Genomic DNA, 19,011 nt, shown 5'->3' on the forward strand with positions numbered 1-19,011 from the left:
CCGTGGAACGGCGCCATCGCGCCGACTGGATAAAAAATGCAACCGGATTGTCGGATTCAAGACATGTCCAACGTCCTTCGGACGCAAGCGGCTCGGCGGAGCTCGAAAAGGTCGTGCCGTATCAACGCTTCCGGCATGGGAGAAAAGTGAAATGAGCCTTCCCTATCGTTGGGTTATCGTCGCGGCTGGCGCGCTGATGACCTGTGTCGCCCTCGGGGCGATGTTCTCGCTGGCGATCTTTCTCGAACCGATGGCGCTCGACACACAATGGTCGCGCGCCGGCATATCGAGTGCGATGACGCTGAACTTCCTGGTAATGGGCCTCGGCGGCTTCGCCTGGGGCGCCATTTACGACCGCTTTGGCGCCCGCATCGTCGTCATGACCGGCGCCGTGCTGCTTGGCCTGGCGCTGGTCCTGGCCAGCCGCACCGGTTCGCTGCTCGTTTTCCAGTTGGCCTACGGCGTGCTCGTCGGCCTCGCGGCAAGTGCCTTCTTCGCGCCGATGATTGCGCTGACCTCCGCCTGGTTCGACACGAACCGCAGCCTTGCCGTCTCGCTGGTCTCGGCCGGCATGGGCGTGGCGCCAATGACCATCTCGCCGTTCGCCCGCTGGCTGATTTCGGCCTACGACTGGCGCACCGCGATGTTCGACATCGGCATAACCGCGTGGGTGCTGCTACTGCCGGCCGCGCTTCTGGTGCGCCAGCCGCCCAAGCCCGCTGCCGACGGCGCTGCCCCAAACGTTGCCGCCGAGGGTGCCGGCATGACGGTTCCGCAGGCGCTGCGCTCGCCGCAATTCATCGTGTTGGGACTGACCTTCTTTGCCTGCTGCGCGGCGCATTCCGGGCCGATCTTCCACATGGTGAGCTATGCCATGCTGTGCGGCATAGCGCCGATGGCGGCGGTCAGCATCTACAGCATCGAGGGCCTGGCAGGGCTGGGTGGCCGGCTGCTTTACGGCGTGCTTGCCGATCGGCTGGGCGTCAAGCCGGTGCTGATCACCGGGCTGGCCATACAGGCCGTGGTCATCGCAGCCTATCTTGCGGTCAGCGAGCTTGGTCAATTCTACACGCTCGCCGTCATCTTCGGCGCCACCTATGGCGGCGTCATGCCGCTCTATGCGGTGCTGGCGCGGGAATATTTCGGCCAGCGCATCCTCGGTACGGTGTTCGGTGCAGTAACCATGCTGTCCAGCCTCGGCATGGCTTTCGGCCCGCTCGCCGGCGGCATGGTGTTCGATGCCTATGCCAGCTATTCTTGGCTGTTCATCGGCTCGGCCCTTGTCGGGCTTGGCGCGATGGCGATTGCGATCGCCTTCCCGCCGCTGCCGCGCAGGGAGTTGCAACCGGCTTAAAGCAGGATCGGCGGAAAAGGGGCGGCCGCTTGGATGGCAAGCGGCCGCGATCCAAAAATAGCTGGCAGTGTTTGTTCGGCATTATGAAACGCGAATTGCTATGCCCGCAGAGGCACCACCTCGGCGCCATCAAGCGTGTAGCGCGCATAGCGGAAATCGCGAATTCTCGCCAATCTGTCGCCGGCCCATTCCAGCAGGATAAAGTATTTTAGCCCTCCGGCCGAGTCGTCCGGATCAATCACAAGAATGGCTGGCTGCCGATCCACCAGGCCTGGAAGCAGCCGCCAATCGTGGATACCCGCGTAATTGTGGAAGTACCGGCCCACTTTCGTGCGACCACTCGTCCGGAGCCGGTTGACGAGGTCAAGCCGGACGTCCTCGGCCAGCATGTCGCGGATCGCATCGAAGTCGCGGGCGTTGAACCGCTCCACGTAGGCTGCCAGACGCGCCCGCTCGGGCTCGGCCAACACCGGCACAGGCCGATCGTCAGGCTCGCCGGAGACTTCGCGCAGGCGCAAACGGCCGCGATGCAGTGCGGCTTTCACCGCCGGAACGCTGCTGTCGATAATGTTGCCGATCTCTTCGATCGTATAGCCGAGCACATCCATGAGGATGACGCTGCTACGCTGCGTCGCGGGCAGGCGCATGAAGGTCTGCAGGCTTGCGGCTGCGGTGTGTCGACCCTCGGCCGACATACCGGGGTCAGGGATCATATCGATATCCTCAACGATATGCGCGGCATCCAACCTGGCACGACGGCGTAGGTGGTCGAGCGCGGCATTGTGCGCGATGCGAAACAGCCAGCCCTCGACATTGGCTATCGGCCCGGTCCCGGGGAACGCCTCGAGCGCCTTGACGGTAGCTTCCTGGACGACATCCTCGGCATCGATCACCGAACCGGTCATGCGGGCGCAATAACGGTGCAGTTTCGGCCGTAATTCGCCGAGCAGCCGGTCAAATGGCTCCCGTCCTTCTGGCGTGCCGATTGCGGATCCGGTCATCGCACAAGGGTCGATTTCATGCGTATCTCCCAGGCAGAGGCGCCCGCCATCGGGCGCAGCGTCCTATAGACGCTCGACGATGGCAAAAGGATTCGGTCGAAAAAACTTTCTCTAGCTGGAATCCTTTCATGATCCCTACGCGTCTCTGGATCATGGGCTCGTGAACTTGGCTAGCCCTTTGTTCAAGCCGGAGGCGCCATAGTCATGAGCAAGCAAAGTGCGGGATCAACGAAGGTCTGGGTTCTCGCCCTCACGTCGATAGGCTCCTTGATGGTCGTTCTCGATGCGATGGTTGTGGCGACCGCATTGAGCACGATGCGGGTCGAGCTCGATGCCTCGCTGGAGACGCTGCAATGGACGATGAACGCCTATAATTTGAGTTTTGCCGTCCTGCTCATGACCGGGGCTGCGCTCGGTGACCGGTTCGGCCGCCGCCGTACGCTCGTTGCCGGATTGGCGTTGTTCGTCGCAGCGTCGGTTGCCTGCGCGCTCGCTGGCAATGCCGGATTGCTGATTGCGGCCCGTGCGGTCCAGGGCGCAGGTGCCGCAATGGTCATGCCGCTGGCCATGGCGCTGCTGAGCGTCGCTTTTCCCCCGGAGGAGCGAGGCAAGGCGCTGGGTATCTTCAGCAGCATCACCGGCCTGGCCCTGATCATCGGCCCGATGGCGGGCGGTGCGATTTCCGAAGGGCTCTCCTGGCACTGGATCTTCTGGCTCAATGTCCCGGTCGGCATCGTTCTCATCCCGCTGGTGATGCGTCGGATTCCGGAGAGTTACGGGCCGGGCACGGCAATCGATGTCCTCGGCGTCGTGCTGGTAACTGCGGCGGCATTCGGAGTGGTCTGGGGCCTGATGCGCGGCAACATCGTGGGCTGGAGCAGCTCTGAAGTGCTGTCGGCGCTGACGGCCGGGCTGCTTCTGGCCATCGCATTCGTCCTTTGGCAGCTGCGTACCCGTGAGCCCATGCTGCCTTTGCGGTTCTTTCAGGCGCGCGCATTCTCCTCGGGCGTAGGGGCGAACTTCCTGCTCTGCGCCGCCATGTACGGGCTCGTGTTCCTGTTGCCGCAGTTTCTGCAGTTTGCCCAGAGCCGTGGGCCGCTCGGCGCCGGCATGGGATTGCTGCCTTGGACCGCCACGCTTTTCGTGGTCGCACCGATCGCCGGCAGCCTGATCAACCGCGTTGGCGAGCGCTGGCTTGTCGTGGCCGGATTGATCCTGCAAGCGGCTGGAATGGCCTGGCTGGCGCAGATCGCAGCACCTGATCTGCCCTATATCCAGCTAGTCGCCCCGCTGATCATTACCGGTGCCGGCGTGTCGATGCCCATGCCTGCCGCGCAGAACGCGGTTCTCAATGCGGTCGCCCGGCCGGAGGTCGGCAAGGCTGCCGGCACGTTCAACACATTCCGCTTCCTCGGTGGCGTATCCGGGATCGCGATCGCCGGTGCGGTGTTCGCCGGCACTGGAAGCTTCTCGTCCACCGACGCGTTCAGCGATGGCTTCACCTCGGCAATCGACGTCTCCGCTCTGCTCTCGCTCGCCGGCGCGCTCGTCGGATTGGGGCTCCCGGAGCGTCGCGCAGTGGTGCTCGCGAATGCCAGCAAGGAGGCGTAACTCGGAGGCGGGAAGCTTGCGCTTGCTCCCACTGTTGTCGCGTTAACAGCAGGCCGCGCCAGCGCAGCAAAAAGGTCGCCGAGCGTCGGTTGCCGGCCGGTCCCGTGGGGGGCATCTGTGTCCAGACCCAGATCTTGCGCGCCCGTGATGGCGGCGAACATGCTGCATCGCAGCACCCTGCCGCCGATATCGGCGGGCCAAGGGAGTGCGAGAAAATCGTCAAAAATGGACAATTCGGGCTGGTTCCTGCTGTTTTTGGCTTTTATTAGCCGTGCCTCACGTTCCTGTTTCAAATGTGTCAACTTTTTGTGTTGCGTTGCACAATGGTGGTCCTATTCTGCGCAAGGGGGGCGCTTCCGATTGGAATGCGCCGTGAACGAAGCCGCTATATTGACCGATTGGCAGTTTCGCCGTCCCGCCGGCGTACGTCACTAATGGGAAATGCGCGCGACACCCAATTGGACGCGCTGAGGGCCATCGCCGTGACGATGGTGCTGTACTCCCATTTCTTCGCGGCTGGAGGGTCCTCGTTCTGGGGCCATATCGGCGTGCGTCTGTTCTTCGTGCTGAGCGGCTTTCTGATCACCCGCCTGCTGCTCGAAGCCCGCTCGGCCGCCGAATTCGAAGCCGGACCGGCGCTGAGATCCTTCTATATCAGGCGGGCGCTGCGGATATTCCCGCCCTATTTCGCCGTGCTGGGTTTCGTCTGGTTGGTGGACCTGGAGCAGTCTAGAGGATCACTGGTCTGGCATGCGTTCTATCTGTCGAATTTCTGGTACGCGGCGCAGAATGAATGGACGCCCTGGCTGCTCTGCCATTTCTGGAGCCTGAGCATCGAGGAGCAGTTCTATATCGTCTGGCCGCTGATCGTCCTGCTGGCGCCGCGCCGGCGCCTGGAATCGATCTGCATCGGCGTTATCGTGCTGTCGCTGGCCTATCGGTTTTATTGGCCGATCGCTGGAACGCCGGGTTTGGCACGCGACCTGCTGCCGCCGGCGTCGATGGACGCATTGGCGTCAGGCGCGCTGCTCGCCGCCTACCGGTCAAGAACAGCCGGCTTGCCGCAATGGCTTCGAAATGGCTGGCCGGGGCTCGCGGTGGCGTTTTTCGTTCTGCAGTGGTTTGCGCCGGCGCCGGCAAATCCGGTGCAGGAATGGGGCCTCTGGCTGCTGTTGCAGATCCTGCCTCTCGTACCGCTGGTGGTCATCGTTGCAAGCTGTTCGACAGGGGTTGGCGGCTATATCGGAAAACTTCTCGAACTGCCGCCGCTGCTTGGCCTTGGCCGCATCAGCTACGGCGTCTATCTCTGCCATCCGATAGTGCTGGCGTTGGTCGTCAAATCGCAGCCGTGGATCCCGCTCAACGTCTCGGAACAAGGGCCGGGACGGTTCCTGGTCGCGGGAACTGCGACGCTCATGCTGGCCTCGGTCTCGTGGCTGCTTTTCGAGAAGCCGCTCAACAGCCTCAAACGCCACTTCCCCTATGTTGCTCGAAAGGGCCGCGGCGCCATCCCGGCAGGCATCGACGTGGGCAATGCCGGATGGCTCGCAGCGGGAGCATATCCGGGCAGGCCGCTCGATGGCGCATCACGCTTCCCCCGCAAGCTGCAGCGAACCGATCGGAGCTGATCATGGCTGCTCCCTTGGTGTCCGTCGTGCTGCCGATCTACAATGCCGGACCTTATCTCGCCGCTGCGCTGGGCAGCATCCTGCGGCAGGATTACGAGTGTCTGGAGGTCATCGCCATCGATGACGGCTCGACCGACAACTCGCTGCAGATCCTGCAGAAATACCGCCAGGCCGACAATCGCATCTCGATCATCTCACGCGAAAACCGCGGCCTGATCGCAACTTTGAACGAAGGCCTGGCCGTGGCGCGCGGCGATCTGGTCGCCAGGATGGACGCCGACGACATCGCCTATCCCCAGCGCCTGTCGCGGCAGGTCGCGCTGTTCAACCAGCAGCCTGACCTCGCTCTATGCGGCGCGGGTTTCGATACCTTGCTCGGCAACCGCGTCGTCAGGGGTTCGCCCGATCCGATATTCCAGGACAATCCGCTGCGTATATTGTCGATGTTCTTCACGATCTTCATGCATTCCACCGTGGTATACAACAGGAATGTCATAGAAGAAGATGTTCTATATTACGATACCAGCTACAAGCATGCCGAGGATTTCGACCTGTTCAGGCGGCTGACCGACCGCTACCCGGCGGCCATGAGCCCCGAAAGCCTGATCGCCTATCGTATCCATGACGACAGCGTGACCAACAGGCACAAGCGCGAAATGCGCAGGACGCATTTGAAGATCGTCGCCGAGAACCTCGAGCGCGAAGGGCTCGTACAAGAGACGCAGGACCTCCGCGGCATCGGTGAAGTCCTGTCGATGGACACGGTTCGCCGTGCCGCCGAATGGATCCTTTCGCTTGAAGAAAGGATTGCCGCGCTGCCGGCCGAGACGAGGCCGAGCTACCAGGCTGGCACGCTGAACCTGTTCTATTTCCTCTACCAGCTGATATCGGGGGAAAGACAGCCGCTGCTGATGCACGAATTCCTTACACGGACTGCGAAATGGAAACTCATCCGGCGCCGCGAGCAGTACGTGTTTCGCACCGGTGCCTTCGCGCCGCGTTTCAGTCTCGCCTCGATGTCGGTCACCAGGCAGGTGGATGCCCTGTCGCGGTATCTGCAATCCGTGCCGGCCGCGGCGGTTTTGCCTTCGAACCAGTTGAGCTAGCAGCGCATGTTCGTCAAATCCCATCAGCTCCAGCAGCGCGGCCGCTCGACGGTGCCGGCGGCCATGTCGCCCCGGCCGCAGCACGGGCCGGCATCGGAGGTCAGCTTCATTGTCTGCACACGCGACCGCGTCAACGTGCTCGAGCCTTGCATAAAGTCGATCCAGGCCGCGTGCCGCGCCTACGCTGCCTTCTCTGCCGAACTGGTGGTTGTCGACAACGGTTCGACCGACTGCACAGCAGAGCGGCTGGCCGGCATAGCCGAACTTTCGGACATTCCGTTCACGGCCATTCGCGAACCACGACCTGGACTGGCGGCCGCGCGCAATGCCGGGCTGGAGCGGGCGCGGGGCCGCGTGCTGGTTTTCGTCGATGATGATTGCGCAGTCCACCGGGATTATTTGCGCGATCTGCAGCGGCACTATGCGGCAGGCGAACGGGTCATCCGCGGCGGCCGCGTCGAGATCGGCGATCCCCGCGACCTGCCGTTCACCATCAAGCGGTCGCCGGTACGCGCGCGGCTTACCCCAGACGTCCATCCCGGCGGCTTCGTGCTTGGCTGCAACATGACGATGCACCGCGATGTTGCAGCCCGCATCGGCCGTTTCGACGAACGGTTCGGCGCCGGCGGCCCGCTGCGCTCCGCAGAGGATACGGACTATCTAGTGCGGGCGGTGCTACTTGGGATCCCGGTCGAATATGTGCCCGACATGACTATCTATCACCATCACGGCCGGCGCGACCGCAAGGCCATCGAAAAGCTGCACCGCGACTACAGCATGGGCAATGGCGGGCTTTGCCTGAAACATATCCGCCACGCGCCGTGGCTGCTTCGGCATTGCTACTGGTCGATGAGGGCGGCCATGCGCGAACTGGTGAAAGGCCCTCTGTTCGACCGTGAACTCAAGCTGTCGCACTGGCCGATCGTCGGCATGAATTTGCTCGGCGCGGCCAAGTTCGCGGTGCTTTTGCTGGCGAAATCGCCGCAGCCGGCGCAAATGCGACAGGAGCAACAGGCAAATGCCGAGGCGAGGTGATCCGCCACCATGCGATTGATGCCGCCCAGCCTGCCGATGCTGCGCCGCGCGCTCGGAAGAAAGCAGTTGCGCCTGCTTCCTGCCGTGGTGGTGCTCGGGCTGCTCAGCGCCGCGCTTGAAGGCTTCGGCATCGGCCTGATCATCCCGTTGCTGAACATAATCATGGGGCAGCAGGGGCAGACCGGCATGGCCGGCTTTTCCGCCGTCTTCCAGCATGTCGGATCGAGCCTGAGCGAGCGCGACCGCCTGATCGTCATATCCGTCGCGATTCTCGGCTCGATCGTGCTGAAGAACCTGTTCGCTTTCGCCAACACGCTGCTGACCACCTTCATCTACGGCAAGGCGAGCCATTCGATCCGCAGCGAGCTATCGGAGCAGCTGCTGCGGGTGGGCTACCCGTTCTTCCTGCAGCAAAGCCCCGGACGGCTGCTCAACATCATCTCCAACGAATCCTGGCGGGCCTCGGATGCCATCCAGATCACGTTGGGGGCAATCGTCAATGCATCGGCCGCAATCATCCTATTGGCCTTCCTGCTGCTTCTGTCGTGGCAAATGACGCTGCTGGTCACGCTGGGGCTGGCCCTCGTCCAGGTCGCGCACGCCATGCTGTCGGCCAATCTGAAGGCGCCGAGCCGCAGCGTCGCCTCCCGCAACAGCCAGCTCGCATCGCAGATGCTGCATCTGGTGCATGCCGGGCGGCTGATCCGCATTTTTGGCCAGGAGCAACGCGAGAAAGCGGCTTTCGACCAGGCATCCGACGCGGTGCGCCGGGCGGCCTTCGTGCTTTTAACCCGCCAGGGAGCGTTGCCGCCGCTGACCGAGGTTCTGCACGCCATGCTGTTCCTGGCGGTGGTGATCGGCGCCTGGTTCGCCAATGTTTCCTTCCCGCTGATCGTCGCCTTCGTCATCCTGCTCTACCGGCTGCAGCCCTACATGCGGTCGCTGCAAATGGCCTGGAGCCAGCTGCAGGGCCTGAGCGGATCGCTGGAAGAGGTGACGTGGATGCTGGACCCGTCCGGCAAGCCCGCGCCGCCGCAAGGCAGCGCAGCGTTCCCCGGGCTCAGCCAAGGCATCAAGTTCGAGGACGTCACCTTTACCTATTCCGGCTCGGAGCAGCGCGCGGTGGTGCTGCATGCGGCGAGTTTCGACCTCCGCAGCGGCCGCTCGACCGCGCTGATCGGCCGGTCGGGCGCCGGCAAGACGACGATCGTCAATCTTTTGTGCCGCTTCGTCGAACCGGATAGCGGCAGGATTCTCGTTGATGGATCGCCTCTGGACCGCATCGACCCCAGCCAATGGCGAAAGCACATCGCGCTCGCCAGCCAGGAGCTGGAGCTGGTCGACGGCACGATTTTCGACAACATCATCTACGGCCAGGACGCGGCCTCGGCCGATGACGCCGAGCGCGCGGCAAAACTGGCCGAAGCGCATGGCTTCATCGAGCAACTGCCGCAAGGCTACCGGACGGTCGTCGGCTACCGTGGCGTCAATCTCTCGGCGGGACAGCGGCAGCGGATCGCGCTGGCCAGGGCCCTGGTGCGCGATCCCGATATCCTCATCCTCGACGAAGCCACCAATGCGGTGGACGGCCTGTCGGAAGCGGCAATCGTCGAGACGCTCAAGTCGCGCGCCGGCCGTCGCACCACCATCGTCATCAGCCATCATCGCAGCACCATCTCGTTCTGCGACGACGTCGTGATCCTGAGCCACGGCCGCGTGAAAAAGCAGGCACCCTTCGCCGCCCTGGCGACGCTCAGCATGGACGAGCTTTACCAGCACGAGGCGCTGGAAGGCTGAGGGCGACCCCGCTGCATGCGCGCGCTGGGAGGTCGTCTCGGATGTCAAGCCAGGTCAAGCATCTCAGGGGCGAGGAAGACCTCCGCCATACGTCTCTACGGGATTTCTGGGATGATGAGTGATCCCGAGCTTACCCGCTTTCCATCTGGAGCGTACCGAACCAAGGGTCCGCCTGCCAAATCCAGCAATGGCAGGCGGACCCTAATCAGCGCATGAAGGGACTGATTCTGCGCCGATGTCTCCTCGAGGAGGTGACGCCATCAACTGAAGACGGGCGCAGTTGTTCCCGACGCCGGCCGTACACAAGACCATTGCGCAGGCAGGTCAGACTTAGGTCCCTGTAAACGCGCATCGCTGGCTGGAGTGAACATCGGATCGGCTCGGTGGTAGCGAAACTTCGGCCGGAGATAGATGCAGCCATTGGGTTCCGGGGCATGACCGGCTCGGCGCTGATGATGGGCGGCGATCGATCCCCGCACGACTGATGCCGAGGGGCGCTTGCAGTCCTGCGGAATACGCATCCACCGGCGCCAGTGAAGTTGTCCAAGCGGTACGGGCTCAGCGGTCGTCAAGCTGTTGCTAATATGCAGCACAGGCAGCGCTCTATGAACGGGGTCGCTTGGAACCGCTACCTCCGACCAACCGTTAGTGTCACAATGACAAACCAAAAAGTGAGGCTGATGATGGACCCGATGCAAAACAACACGTTGGAGATCTGGTGTCTTGCGGCCGTTCCGCTATCACTACTCCTTACGGTATTATTAGCCGGATTTATCCTTTAGCTGGACCCAACGAGGCCGGCTGCGGACCGGGGCCCGGAAGATGAAAATGCCGGCCATTTAGGCACGCTAGGCGTCGCGGACACCTCGTAGCACCAGGCCGTGGCAGCCTTTCCAACATTGCCATCATAATCGGCTCTTTCGACCGGTCCGGTCGGCGGCGATTGCTCGCAGGCCCGTTGCGAGGGCGAGCATGCGAGCTCGTACGTTTTTTACACAATCTGTGATTGGTGGACTCGCCCGCCGCCATCGACGTTAATTTTGCGTTAGCGACAGGAGGGGGGAGATCGCTAACGGGAGGAAGAAAATGAAAGAAAACTACGATCTGACGATCGATTACGACGAACCTTACGACAACAAGCCTTACGATCTAGCCACATTCGCAAGGAAGCACGGGCTCAACATTCGAGCCGCCGAGCTTCTTCTTTTCGCCAAAGGCCCGTCTCGAGCGGCCTGCGATGCCGCGGCGAGGGCTTTTCTCGCGGCGGTAGCCGCACAAGCTATGAGACAATCGGCGCGGTAGGTCTCACAAAGCCATTGCTGACACGGCCTGCCGTGTCAGCAACTCAACGGACAGCGCTGGAAATTCCGGGCCGTTTCCAACAAGATGCCTGAGCATCCGGGAACGGCCTGAAAATGTGCAATCTCTACAACATCACGACCAGCCAGGAGGCTATCCGCCAGTGGACCCGCGCCTTGCGCGACATCCTCGGCAATCTCGAACCCTCCATCGACATCTATCCCAACCAGCCCGGCCCGGTGGTGCGCAACGCGCCGGACGGCGAACGCGAATTGGCCAATCTGCTGTGGGGCATGCCGACGCCACTGGAGCGGGTCAAGGGCAAGGCCGACTATGGCACCACCAATATCCGCAATCCGCAATATGGCCATTGGCAGCAATATCTCGGCATCGAGAACCGCTGCGTGGTGCCTGTCACCAGCTTCGCCGAGCCCAGCCCGACGCCCGGCGACAAGGACCCCGAGACCGGCATTCAGCGCAACTACTGGTTTGCACTCGGCGAGGACCGCCCGCTATTCTTCTTTGCCGGCCTGTGGACGCGCTGGCAGGGCATTCGCAAGATCAAGGACGGCCCCGCCGATCACCAGGTCTATGGCTTCATGACGACCCAGCCCAACGCGCTGATCGCGCCGATCCACGAGAAGGCGATGCCGGTGATCCTGACCACGCCGGAAGAAACCGAGGCCTGGCTCACCGCGCCGTGGTCGGAGGCAAGGCACCTGCAGCGCACGGCGCCCGATGACGCGCTGGTGATCGTCGACAAGCCGGCGACACAGATCAAGTTTCCGCAGCAGGCGCCGGTGCAAGGCTCGTTGTTTTAGCGCTTGAACTTCTGCAGCACCCAGATGTAGCCCTTGGGTGGATGGTCCTGGTCGATGAACTGCGTCTTCACCGTCGTGTCCTTGCGGCTGCATCGTTTGCACCTGAACCTGATCGCTTCCAGCGGCTTGTTCCAGCCCACCACCTGGGCCACGTCATTCGCCCTGAAGCGTCCGACATGGTAGCAATGGCCGCACTCCACGATGAGCAGCATGTTGGCCTTGGCGGCACGCCCAACGCTGTCCATCGGCCCGGCCATGGCTCATTTCCGGGTCGAGTAATCCTCGGGGAGGGGAAGCAGGCCAAGCTCCGCCATCCGGTAATCGGGCTCCTTCTCCGCGACGCTGGCCAGCACCTCGTGCAATTTCTCGACAAGCCCGCAAAGCTGCCAGAACAGCTCGCCATGCGCCTTCAGATGCAGCTGCGACGACAGCACCGTCTTGCGCAGGCTCAAAGTGTCCCTGATGATCGCCTCCGCATCCCTCGCCGACAGCCTGTCAAACCGGCTTTTTCGTCTGCCCATCGCGGCTCTCCTCGATTTGTGAGCAACCGCCCCGCCTACTGACAAATAGGAAGGCATTCCTCGCAGAGTCAATTCGCTCTTGACATTTTTGTTCCCGTTTTGTTCAATTTCAACAGGAACGCTGGAGGCACCGCCAAGGACCACATCGTGACGCTGGACAGCCTAGGAGGCTGCCCTCCGGCGCGGCTGCCTGGGAAGCGACAGCACGCCCCTCAATGCCTCTTGAAATACTGCACCTCGCGTTCGTGCTTTTCGGCGGCCTCGCGGGTATCGAAGGTGCCGAGATTGCGGCGCTTGCCGGTCTTTTCGTCCTTCTTGCGCGAATAGAGGCGGTATTTTCCGTCCTTGAGTTTTCTGATCATCTGTCACTCCCCGAGCCGCTGCTTCCCCTTAAGGTTGCGCGCGGCTTGTTCGATAGCCGCCCTGTCGTTTCCCAGCCTGTCGATCAGCTCCTGCGCCTGTTCGCCCGATATGCCGGTGCGCACCGCCAGGGCCTCCACCGTCAAAACGTCGGAGCTCGCGACCTCGCGGGTTTCCGGCAGGGCATCGCCTGCCGTCAGTGGCAGGGCTGCCTCCCTGTCGATCTCGGCCTCGGCCTGGTGCCAGTGCCGCTTGGGATCGCCATGGATCCCGCCTTCGCGTTCCCAGATCTGGTATGCGCGCTCACGAATCTTGTCTTCCCGGTCGTCGCCCATGTTGACTTCTCCTTTGGGTATCGGATGAACGCCGCGCCAACCCGAACGATCCAAGAAATCTGCTTGATCGTTGGGTGGGTCGCACAAGGCGCCATGCACTGCGGCCGCCAGCCACCCCCCGGCCTGCCTACTCGCACTGCCTGCGCGGCCCCCCGGAATACGGCTGATAGCTGTTGTCCTCCGGTCGATATGACCGGTAGCGGCTGAAGCAGTATTGCACGTGATCGGATGAGAGCTCGGCGGCGCCGGTTTCGTCCGATGGCGGGTAGCCCTCCAGTGACGACCTATCGCTCGCCTCGACGTAGCTGCCGTCATCGGTGATGTCGAGATAGGGCGAGATGCAGGGGCGCTGTTGTCCGCTGTAGGACGTGTAGCGGTTGTCGTCCGGCCGGTAGGAGCGGTAGCGGCTGGCGCACCATTCGACATGGGCGGCGGGTAGCGTCTGCTGCTCTTCCGCTGGTGGCTGGGTAGAGCCGGTCGCGGTGATGTCGGTTGTCGACGCTGCGGCATCGGCGGGTTTCGAGCTGCGATCAACTTCCGAGGTGCGAACGGGGACCGGGCGGGCCGGGAGGCGCTCGAGGCGCTGCGAGGCCGGGTTCACCGGTCGCGGGTCCTTGGCCCACAGTTCGGCGACGCTGGAGACCGGGGCGGCCGGCCGTACCGGCTTGGCTATTAGAAGCCAGGTGGCGAAGGCGAGGCCGCTGGCGAATACGGCAAGCGTCAGCACGAAGCCGCCAAAGATTGCGAACAAGGCTTTCATGCCGCGCTCCTTCGCCTCCCGGTTAAGGAAATGCGGGGGCGGGGAATCCGGTTCCAGGAAAGCGCGGGGCACTCAAAGAGGGGCCCCTCTCCGTCTCGGCTTCGCCGAGACACCTCTCCCCGCTTCGCGGGGCGAGGAACCAAGGCCTCTTAGGCGGCTTTCAGTGCAGGCCGAATTCGCGCAGCAGTTCCTCGCGGTAGCGTACGAAACGGCTTTCGCTGCGCTCGCGCGGGCGGGGCAGGTCGATGTCGATCAGCCGCGCCGCGCCGCCTTTCTCCTTGGGCAGGATCAGCACCCGGTCGGCAAGGTAGATCGCTTCCTCGAGGTCGTGCGTCACCATCACCATGGTGACGTTCTCCTCGCTCCAGATGCGCGCCAGTTCCTCCTGCATGCCGATCTTGGTCATCGCGTCGAGCGCGCCCAGCGGCTCGTCAAGCAGCAGGATTTCGGGCTGCACGGTCAAGGCGCGGGCGATGCCGACGCGCTGTGCCATGCCGCCCGATAGCTGCCGGGGAAAGGCATCGCTGAATTCGGCGAGGCCGACCAGCGCGATATAGAAGTGCGCCCTTTCCTCGGCCTCCGCCTTCGGCACGCCGCGCACTTCGAGACCGAAGGCGACATTGCCGAGCACGGTCAGCCAGGGCAGCAGGCGCGGCTCCTGGAAAATCACCGCACGCTCGGCGCCGACGCCGTGCACCGGCATGCCGTCGATGGCGACGCCGCCGCTGTCGGCAGCCTCCAGCCCGGCTAGGATGCGCAGCAGCGTGGTCTTGCCCGATCCGCTGGCGCCGACGATGACAAGGCATTCACCCGAGTGGATGTCGAGGTTGAGGGTCCTCAACACGGCGAGCGAGCGCCCGCCGATGCTGAACGATTTGGACAGGTCGCGTATGCTGACCTGACCGCCGCTTGTGCTGCTCATCGCGCGCGTCTCCCAACTGGTTGGTCGGTTGCCTTTGTCAGTTGGTCTTGGTTTCGCCCGGCCGGTAGAGGATGTCCGCTGCCCTCAGCTTACCCTTTGGCAGGCGGCCGTCGCGCTCGAGCACGCTGACCCAGAAGTCGATGTCGCGATCCGTCGCCTTTGCCCCCTGGCGCAGCCCGAAGCCGGTCCAGTAACGCGCCAGCTCGCCGTTTTCGCCGCGCTTGTCGAGGATGTTTGCCAGCACCTTGCGCGCTTCGTCGGGGTTCTGCAGCGACCAGTCTGAGGCGCGCGCCGATTGCTCGACGAAATTGCGGGCGGCGTCGGGATGCGCGGCGATGAAGTCGCGCCTGAGCACGACGAAGCCGCCCGCCAGCTCGCCCAGCACGTCGGTGTCGTTGAACACGCCACGCACACCGCCATTGTCGACCAGCGCCCCGGCAAATGTCGCCTGCCAATAGCCCAGCGCCGCGATGTCGACCTGGCGGGACCGCAAGGTCTGTTCGAGCTGCGGTCCGGGCACGACGACGAGATTGGCGGCGTCCGGCGACAGGCCGACGCTGTGCAGCGCCTCGCGCACGGTATAGTCGAGATGGGCGCCGAGCGTGTTGACGGCGATGGTCTTGCCGGCAATGTCGGCGATCGATTTGATCGGGCTGTCATCGAGCACGTAGAAGACGCTGCGCACCTTGCTGTTGATGCCGTTGCTCGGATAGACGGCGACGAAGTCGTTGCCGCCGGAGATCGAGTTGATCACGGCTGCGGTTGCAGCCGAGCCGATATCGACGCTGCCGGAGGCGAGCGCAAACAATGATTCCGGGCCGCCGCCGGAATAGCCGACATTCTCGACCTCGATACCGAGGCCTTTGAAATAGCCGAGCTCGCCGGCCAGCTCATGCGGAGAGATGCTGCCACGGCTGGCGAGGGAGCGGAACTTGACGGGTGCCGCTTCGGCAAAGGCGAAGCGCGGCAGGCCGGCGGCGAGAAGGCCGGCGGCGAAGGGCGCGCCGGCAAGCAGGGAACGGCGGGAGATTTTCATGGTCCGGGTCTTTCCTGATTTGAGTTCTGGCCTGGTTGAGATTGGTAAGCGCGGGTGGTCAGTCGACGGCATTGCTCCAGCGGCAGAGCCGCCGCTGCAGGCTGACCAGCGCCTGGTTGGCGATCAGGCCGAGGCCGGCGAGGATGACGATTGCCGCAAACATCAGCGGGATCTGGAAGTTGTACTGCGCGTTCATCACCTGAAAGCCGATGCCCTTGTTGGCGCCGATCATTTCGGAGGCGATCAGAAGGAGCAGCGCCGTGGTGGCGCTGAGCCTAAGCCCAACGAAGATCGACGGCACGGCGCCGGGCAGCACGACGCGACGGAAGACGGTGAGCTGCCTGGCACCATAGACGCGGGCCATCTCCAGCAGTTTCGGATCGACCTGCTTGACGCCGCCGATGGTGTTGAGCAGCAACGGGAACAGCGTCGCCCAGAAGATGACGAACACCTTGGAGGCTTCGCCGAGCCCAAGCAGCAGGATGAAGACGGGATAGAGCGCCAGCGCCGAGGTCTGGCGGAAGACCTGCAGGATGGGATCGAGCGCGGTCTCGACCGCCCGCACCTGGCCCATGAACAGGCCGAGCGGGATGGCGACCAGCACGGCGGCCGCGAAAGCGAGACCGGCGCGCTGCAGGCTGATGGCGATGTCGCCGAGCAGAGTGCCGCCGGCCAGCCCCTTCCAAAGTGCTGCGACAATCATGTCGATCGGCGGCAGCACGGCCGCGTTGACCCAGCCCGCGCTGCTCGACACTTGCCAGATTGCGAGGAAAGCGATGAGGACGCCGTAGCGCGACAGGAAGCGGATGCCCGCCCGGCCACCGAGGCGCAGGAAGTCCGTGCCGAGGCTTGTCGTGCTGTCAGGCGTGCCGAGGCTGGCGGCCTGTTCGATGTGCTGCAAGGTCATCGTGTTGCCTCCTGCTTGGAAAATATCGGGCTTCTCGGGATTATTCGGCGGCCAGCACCGCCGAGCGGGCGGCGGTCCAGGGGTTTTCCGGCCGCCTGAGGCCGAGGTTCTCGCGCAGTGTCCTGCCTTCATAGGCGGTGCGGAACAGACCGCGGCGCTGCAGTTCGGGGATCACCAGCTCGACGAAGTCGTCGAGCCCGCCGGGCAGCCAGGGCGGCAGGATGTTGAAGCCGTCGGCGGCTTCGTTGCCAAACCATTCCTCCAGCTGATCGGCGACCTGCGTGGCGCTGCCGATGACGGTATAATGGCCGCGGGCCGTTGCCACCCATTGGTAGAGCTGTCGGATGGTGAAGTTGTGCTCGTCGGCAATCTGGCGGATCAGCGCCTGGCGGCTCTTCATGCCTTCGGTCTCCTTGCTCGGCGGCAGCGGTCCATCGAGCGGATAGCCGGTGATGTCGAGCGTCTGGCCGGCCAGCCCATTGAGCAGGGCGACGCCGTCTTCGGGCAGGATGAGATCGTTCAGCTGCTGGTACTTGGCACGCGCTTCTTCTTCGGTGCGGCCGACGAAGGGTGCCACGCCCGGCATGATCAGCACCTGCTCGGGATCGCGGCCGGCGGCCGTCACGCGCGCCTTGATATCGCGATAGAATTCCTGCGCCGACGCCAGGTTCTGATGGGCGGTGAAGATGACTTCCGCCGAGTGGGCGGCGAGCTTGCGACCGTCTTCCGATTGCCCCGCCTGCACCAGGACCGGATGCCCCTGCACCGGGCGCGGCACGTTGAGCGGCCCTTTCACGCTGAAATGCGCGCCCTTGTGGTCGATGTCGTGGAGCTTGTCCTTGTCGTAGAAGCGCCCCGATTTCTTGTCGCGGATGAAGGCATCGTCCTCCCAGCTGTCCCACAGCGCCTTGACCGTCTCGACATGTTCATGCGCGCGGGCATAGCGCTCGGCGTGGGCAGGCTGCGTCTCGCGATTGAAGTTGCGCGCGGTTTCGTCGCCGGCCGAGGTGACGACGTTCCAGCCGGCGCGGCCATTCGACAGATGATCGAGCGAGGCGAATTTGCGGGCGAGCGTGTAGGGCTCCTCGTAGGTGGTCGAGGCGGTAGCGATGAAGCCGAGATGCGTGGTGAGCGGCGACAGCGCTGCAAACAGCGTCACCGGCTCGAAGCCGGCGATCTTGGCATTGCCGCCTTCGCGGGCGCCGAGCCCGACCGTCAGATTGTCGGCGAGGAAATAGGCATCGAACAGGCCGCGCTCGGCGGTCAGGGCGAGCTGCTTGTGGAACTCGAAATTGGTGGCGCCGTCGGCCGGCGCCTCGGGGTGGCGCCAGGCGGCGATATGCTGTCCGCCGCCGGGCAGGAAAGCGCCCAGTTTGATTTGCCTGGATTTGGTGGATCTGGTCATCGCGGCGTGCTCCTGGACGGATCGGAAAGGGGATCTCGGGTCAGCGGTGCGTTCAGGCGGCAAGGCCGACGCCGTAGGGCACCCCGGTTACACGGCATGCCTCGGCGACCGCCTGCCGGGCGCGGGCGTGGATGGCTTCCGACACCAGCACGCCATTGGCAAAATCCTTGTCGGAGGCGTAGATCGCGGTCGGCACGGTCAGCGCCTCGAAGAAGCCGAACAGCGGCCGCAACTGGTGCTCGACGATCAGCGAATGGCGCTCGCCGCCGCCGGTCGCGGCGAGGATGACGGGCTTGCCCCTCAGCGATGACGGATCGAGCAGGTCGAAGAAATGCTTGAAAAGCCCGGTATAGCTGCCTTTGAAAGTCGGCGAGCCGGCCACCAGGATGTCGGCGCCCAGCAGCCGTTCGACGATGTTGCGCGCCGCCGGGTCGAGGTCGCCGAGGCGCCTTGCCTGCGGCAGGGACGCGCCGAGATCCTCGATGTCGAAGACGGCCGAGGCCGCGCCGATGCTTTCGGCGGCCTGCCCGACAATGTGGCTGACGAACGCCTTGGTCTTCGATGGCCGGGTCAAGTTGCCCGACAGCCCCACCACGAGCTTTTTCGACATTCCTGGCTCCCTCTCAAGCGCTCTATTTCAAGATCTTGGGTCTAGCGATCTATTTTAAGTCTAGAGAGTTTGTAGAATTAAAAGAGCGAGAAAATTTCAAAAGCTGGGTGATGAGCGAACTGAGTTTGCGGCACATCGCCCGCAATTGGTTCATTCAACGCGCCGCAGCGCGTTGCAAGATCCGCCGCAGCGCCTTCAGCCGCGATGGCGCAGCGCGTCGGATAGAGCGCATAAACAGCCGGCCGGACATATCAGGCAAGTCGCCCTCGGGCGCTCCCGGCGAGACGTCGGGGAACCATGTGCCTGTGGTACAATCCCTCGACGGCCTAGCGGTCCTCGGGGAGGATGCAAGCAAGGCACAGGCCACGGCGCTGGAGTGGCTCCGCGGCTGCGGTGAATCAGGTCAATTTGATTTAAATCCGGCTGTGGATATTTGCTTTTGGCTAAATCGAGGCGGTCATCTTGCCGGCGGGCGGGCAACAGGGAGATGCCTATGACAAGCG

The 19,011-nt window shown here is 63.5% G+C and carries 19 protein-coding genes; 8 read left to right on the forward strand and 11 right to left on the reverse strand.

Annotated features, from left to right (window positions below; translation table 11 throughout):
• Nucleotides 1–151 precede the first annotated feature (151 nt).
• Nucleotides 152–1,354 carry an MFS transporter gene (locus NKJ28_RS13935; RefSeq protein ID WP_023677280.1) on the forward strand — a complete coding sequence of 401 codons (1,203 nt, stop codon included), beginning with the start codon at nucleotides 152–154 and terminating at the stop codon, nucleotides 1,352–1,354.
• 98 nt (nucleotides 1,355–1,452) lie between these two features.
• Here NKJ28_RS13935 and NKJ28_RS13940 read toward each other — a convergent pair whose 3' ends face one another.
• Entirely contained in the window at nucleotides 1,453–2,355 is a 903-nt protein-coding gene (locus NKJ28_RS13940) for a sigma-70 family RNA polymerase sigma factor (protein ID WP_352636024.1), read from the reverse strand.
• A gap of 204 nt (nucleotides 2,356–2,559) precedes the next feature.
• Between NKJ28_RS13940 and NKJ28_RS13945 the strand changes: the two genes are divergently transcribed.
• The 7 genes from NKJ28_RS13945 to NKJ28_RS13975 all read left to right on the forward strand — a co-directional run bounded on the left by NKJ28_RS13945 (nucleotide 2,560) and on the right by NKJ28_RS13975 (nucleotide 11,652).
• Nucleotides 2,560–3,966: an MFS transporter gene (locus NKJ28_RS13945; protein ID WP_352636026.1), complete on the forward strand. Its 1,407-nt coding sequence runs from the start codon at nucleotides 2,560–2,562 to the stop codon at nucleotides 3,964–3,966.
• Between the two features lie 434 nt (nucleotides 3,967–4,400).
• Nucleotides 4,401–5,594 carry an acyltransferase family protein gene (locus tag NKJ28_RS13950; RefSeq protein WP_352636028.1) on the forward strand — a complete coding sequence of 398 codons (1,194 nt, stop codon included), beginning with the start codon at nucleotides 4,401–4,403 and terminating at the stop codon, nucleotides 5,592–5,594.
• Nucleotides 5,595–5,596: 2 nt separating this feature from the next.
• Nucleotides 5,597–6,700, forward strand: a complete 1,104-nt coding sequence (locus NKJ28_RS13955; protein ID WP_352636030.1) for a glycosyltransferase family 2 protein — start codon at nucleotides 5,597–5,599, stop codon at nucleotides 6,698–6,700.
• 6 nt (nucleotides 6,701–6,706) lie between these two features.
• Nucleotides 6,707–7,735 (forward strand): glycosyltransferase family 2 protein, encoded by a 1,029-nt coding sequence (locus NKJ28_RS13960; protein WP_502898197.1) that lies wholly within the window; start codon nucleotides 6,707–6,709, stop codon nucleotides 7,733–7,735.
• Between the two features lie 9 nt (nucleotides 7,736–7,744).
• Nucleotides 7,745–9,532, forward strand: a complete 1,788-nt coding sequence (locus tag NKJ28_RS13965) for an ABC transporter ATP-binding protein (RefSeq protein ID WP_352636032.1) — start codon at nucleotides 7,745–7,747, stop codon at nucleotides 9,530–9,532.
• Nucleotides 9,533–10,618: 1,086 nt separating this feature from the next.
• A complete protein-coding gene (locus NKJ28_RS13970) occupies nucleotides 10,619–10,834 on the forward strand; it encodes a hypothetical protein (RefSeq protein WP_023677289.1) in 216 nt (71 codons plus the stop codon).
• Between the two features lie 113 nt (nucleotides 10,835–10,947).
• Nucleotides 10,948–11,652: an SOS response-associated peptidase gene (locus NKJ28_RS13975; RefSeq protein ID WP_352587144.1), complete on the forward strand. Its 705-nt coding sequence runs from the start codon at nucleotides 10,948–10,950 to the stop codon at nucleotides 11,650–11,652.
• Here NKJ28_RS13975 and NKJ28_RS13980 read toward each other — a convergent pair.
• The 10 genes from NKJ28_RS13980 to msuE all read right to left on the reverse strand — a co-directional run bounded on the left by NKJ28_RS13980 (nucleotide 11,649) and on the right by msuE (nucleotide 18,508).
• On the reverse strand, nucleotides 11,649–11,909 hold the full coding sequence (locus NKJ28_RS13980; RefSeq protein WP_023677293.1) for a hypothetical protein: 261 nt from the start codon (nucleotides 11,907–11,909) through the stop codon (nucleotides 11,649–11,651). The two genes, NKJ28_RS13975 and NKJ28_RS13980, sit on opposite strands and share 4 nt — an antisense overlap.
• A gap of 3 nt (nucleotides 11,910–11,912) precedes the next feature.
• Nucleotides 11,913–12,173 carry a hypothetical protein gene (locus tag NKJ28_RS13985; protein WP_352621365.1) on the reverse strand — a complete coding sequence of 87 codons (261 nt, stop codon included), beginning with the start codon at nucleotides 12,171–12,173 and terminating at the stop codon, nucleotides 11,913–11,915.
• Between the two features lie 212 nt (nucleotides 12,174–12,385).
• The gene (locus NKJ28_RS13990; RefSeq protein WP_023677295.1) at nucleotides 12,386–12,535 is read right to left on the reverse strand and encodes a hypothetical protein; all 150 of its coding nucleotides are present in this window, start codon (nucleotides 12,533–12,535) and stop codon (nucleotides 12,386–12,388) included.
• 3 nt (nucleotides 12,536–12,538) lie between these two features.
• Nucleotides 12,539–12,868 carry a DUF2934 domain-containing protein gene (locus tag NKJ28_RS13995; RefSeq protein WP_352621363.1) on the reverse strand — a complete coding sequence of 110 codons (330 nt, stop codon included), beginning with the start codon at nucleotides 12,866–12,868 and terminating at the stop codon, nucleotides 12,539–12,541.
• A 127-nt stretch (nucleotides 12,869–12,995) separates the two neighbouring features.
• Nucleotides 12,996–13,628: a BA14K family protein gene (locus tag NKJ28_RS14000; RefSeq protein WP_352621361.1), complete on the reverse strand. Its 633-nt coding sequence runs from the start codon at nucleotides 13,626–13,628 to the stop codon at nucleotides 12,996–12,998.
• Nucleotides 13,629–13,788: 160 nt separating this feature from the next.
• The gene (locus tag NKJ28_RS14005) at nucleotides 13,789–14,550 is read right to left on the reverse strand and encodes an ABC transporter ATP-binding protein (protein WP_352636036.1); all 762 of its coding nucleotides are present in this window, start codon (nucleotides 14,548–14,550) and stop codon (nucleotides 13,789–13,791) included.
• 37 nt (nucleotides 14,551–14,587) lie between these two features.
• Nucleotides 14,588–15,586: an ABC transporter substrate-binding protein gene (locus NKJ28_RS14010; protein ID WP_352587126.1), complete on the reverse strand. Its 999-nt coding sequence runs from the start codon at nucleotides 15,584–15,586 to the stop codon at nucleotides 14,588–14,590.
• A 58-nt stretch (nucleotides 15,587–15,644) separates the two neighbouring features.
• Nucleotides 15,645–16,493: an ABC transporter permease gene (locus NKJ28_RS14015; protein ID WP_023677300.1), complete on the reverse strand. Its 849-nt coding sequence runs from the start codon at nucleotides 16,491–16,493 to the stop codon at nucleotides 15,645–15,647.
• A gap of 40 nt (nucleotides 16,494–16,533) precedes the next feature.
• Nucleotides 16,534–17,898, reverse strand: coding sequence for an LLM class flavin-dependent oxidoreductase (locus tag NKJ28_RS14020; RefSeq protein WP_352621356.1), 1,365 nt, complete (start codon nucleotides 17,896–17,898; stop codon nucleotides 16,534–16,536).
• 52 nt (nucleotides 17,899–17,950) lie between these two features.
• Nucleotides 17,951–18,508 carry an FMN reductase gene (msuE, locus tag NKJ28_RS14025; protein ID WP_023677302.1) on the reverse strand — a complete coding sequence of 186 codons (558 nt, stop codon included), beginning with the start codon at nucleotides 18,506–18,508 and terminating at the stop codon, nucleotides 17,951–17,953.
• Nucleotides 18,509–19,011 lie beyond the last annotated feature (503 nt).

This window comes from Mesorhizobium sp. M0145, assembly GCF_040322355.1.
GTDB lineage: Bacteria > Pseudomonadota > Alphaproteobacteria > Rhizobiales > Rhizobiaceae > Mesorhizobium.